Source organism: Bacillus sp. CR71 (assembly GCF_003429245.1).
GTDB classification, from domain to species: Bacteria; Bacillota; Bacilli; order Bacillales; family Bacillaceae_G; genus Bacillus_A; species Bacillus_A thuringiensis_S.
The window spans coordinates 322,533-325,223 of the sequence record NZ_CP031748.1; the positions used below are offsets into that span (position 1 = coordinate 322,533).

The window sequence follows — 2,691 nt, forward strand, 5'->3', positions numbered from 1 at the left end:
ACGAATACTAATAGATCGAGGACTTAACCATATAATATGTAGCAAATGTTATCTAGTTTTGAAGGAATATGCCTTCATAGTTTGGTGATGATGGCAGAGAGGTCACACCCGTTCCCATACCGAACACGGAAGTTAAGCTCTCTAGCGCCGATGGTAGTTGGGACCTTGTCCCTGTGAGAGTAGGACGTCGCCAAGCAAAAACCTAAGTCGTTTCGACTTAGGTTTTTTTGTGTTTATTTTTATTGCTTGAAATATAAAGGTAAGAATTACCTTTTGTGAAAATATAATCGAGATGTAAAAAGAATATTTGTAATCTTACATAACCTTTTGTGTTTTTAAAGGATTTTACATAAGAAAAAATCTATAATTAAGGTAGTTAACATATATTTTTGATGGGTGTGGGGGATTATGAAAGAAATATGCATGTTATTAGTGGCTGTTATATTATGGGGGACAGCTATTGCACCAACAAAATGGGTGTTAGAATCTATTCAGCCGTTTACTTTGTTGTTTATTCGTCTTTTCTTTGCAGGTGGAATTTGTATGCTATTTTCATTTAAGCAACTACAAAAATCAGTTGTACATAAAAAAGTTCCATGGCAAAGAATGAGTTTGTTAGCCTTTACCGGTGTAGCTGGGTATTTCATGTTCACATCGTATGGTATTTCTTTAACAAGTGGATTACATGTTAGTATCATAGATGCTGCATTACCATTAGTTACAATTCTTTTTTCAGCATTCTTCTTGAAAGAGAAAATTCGATTGAATTATTGGATAGGGATTATATTGGGTACTATAGGAGTACTCTTTATTACGATTCCATCTAAAAGTGCTGATCAAGAAGTGTCTTTAATAGGAGATATACTGATATTATTAAGTACTTTTCTATTTGCTTTCTACACGGTTTTGCTAAAACAACCAAAACAAGAACAGTATTTATCAAACGAGGTTTTTACAACATTAACTTTAATTATCGGAGCTGTTATTCTATTACCGTTTGCACTGGTAGAAATTCTTTATTACGGTTTACCAAAGATTGAAACTTGGAAAACGGGACTTAGTGTAATATACCTTGTTATTGGAGCAACAATTTTAGCATATTGGTTTTGGAATAAAGCGCTAGAGAGAGTTTCAGCATCAGTAAGCGGATTATATTTAAATGCATTACCATTAATAAGTATCGCTACTTCAATTATTCTATTAAATGAGTCTCTGACATGGAGGGTAATAATGGGAGCGAGTTTAGTTTTAATCGGAGTAGGATGGGCGGATAAGCAAAAGTTATGTAATCTATTAAAAGGTAATAAGGTGGAGAATAGAGACTGTTAAACAGTATGATTTATATAATTGAAATGTTAAAAAGATACCTTATATATGAGGTATCTTTTTTATTTAGCAAAGATAATAGACTAAAATTAGTATGGATATTCTTTGCTGTATTTATATGTGTCGAAATCATTTTGAAATATTGTTTGAACAAGTTGTATACATTCAGTATCATAAAAGCTTTCAAAAGTTGGATGACGGGGAAATAAAGGATCAGTAATATCAGCTTCGCTAAAATTCCCTTTATAAATCATGGCGGGAGTTTGATGATGCCATGATGTTGAGAACTCATTTATTGGTGCGGTTTTTAATTCGAAACGCTTTTCTAATTCTTTCATTTCCTGATCGAAGTTTTCTAAGTATATATAATTGGTCACATATTCTTCTTCACCAGCTATATATTGTTGTGTGAAATGTGGGTTAATATCACTTGCGTGAGCCCCTTTCATAAATAGATAGTATAAAAATTGTTTGAATGAGATCCCTTTGGGGGAATTTTCATCTTGATATAAAAACTTTCGGATGGGTTTCCATTCCGGATTTTCCATATAAGGAGGTCCAATTAAGGACACGAAAGAACTGACTGCTCTCCTATAAGGGTTACGAACAAGTTTAAACGTTTCTTTTTGTTTTTCTCGTAACGCTACACCTAGTCGTACACTATAGGCAGGTGTACTTTTGTATATATCGTATTCAAAATTATGAATGAAAGGACTATAACTTAGAGCTGTTTGCAATAAATCAATCTGGTAAAAGAACCAATTGGCAAGAGAAGTGCAACCGCTTTTTTGACTCCAAAATAGAATGATGGGAAACTTCCTATGATAGTGTGGGCTTCTTGAATGGGCGCTTATGGTGTTTAATAAATAAGGATTGAACAAGTTCTACACTCCTTTCACTTGTTTTACTGATATGTATGAGGAATAAAGAGGTGGTATGAGAGTCTTTTTCATCTTTTTTAAAAAAATGAAAGATTAATATTGACTATTAGTATATAGAGGTGTAATATAGAACAAGTCGCCGATGACAATAACGTCGAAAGCGACAAACGAAATAAAAAACTTAGTTGACATTAACTAACGAAGATGTTAACATAAGGAAGTCGCAAATGAGCGACCAAGTAGTTCTTTGAAAACTGAACGAAACAAACAACGTGAAACGTCAATTTTTATTTTTAGATGCTAGACAAACTAACTTTATTGGAGAGTTTGATCCTGGCTCAGGATGAACGCTGGCGGCGTGCCTAATACATGCAAGTCGAGCGAATGGATTAAGAGCTTGCTCTTATGAAGTTAGCGGCGGACGGGTGAGTAACACGTGGGTAACCTGCCCATAAGACTGGGATAACTCCGGGAAACCGGGGCT

General features: G+C 34.3%; 2 protein-coding genes and 1 rRNA gene. 2 read left to right on the top strand and 1 reads right to left on the bottom strand.

The features are described 5' to 3' along the window. Window positions 1–80: 80 nt before the first annotated feature. Both rrf and DOS87_RS01790 read left to right on the top strand, forming a co-directional pair. A 5S ribosomal RNA gene (gene rrf / locus DOS87_RS01785) occupies window positions 81–196 on the top strand. Window positions 197–408: 212 nt separating this feature from the next. Then, window positions 409–1,329 carry a DMT family transporter gene (locus tag DOS87_RS01790; RefSeq protein WP_000658297.1) on the top strand — a complete coding sequence of 307 codons (921 nt, stop codon included), beginning with the start codon at window positions 409–411 and terminating at the stop codon, window positions 1,327–1,329. Between the two features lie 86 nt (window positions 1,330–1,415). On the opposite strand, the gene DOS87_RS01795 is transcribed toward DOS87_RS01790, so the two are convergent. Then, a complete protein-coding gene (locus tag DOS87_RS01795) occupies window positions 1,416–2,207 on the bottom strand; it encodes a sulfotransferase family 2 domain-containing protein (RefSeq protein WP_000483044.1) in 792 nt (263 codons plus the stop codon). Window positions 2,208–2,691: the final 484 nt, after the last annotated feature.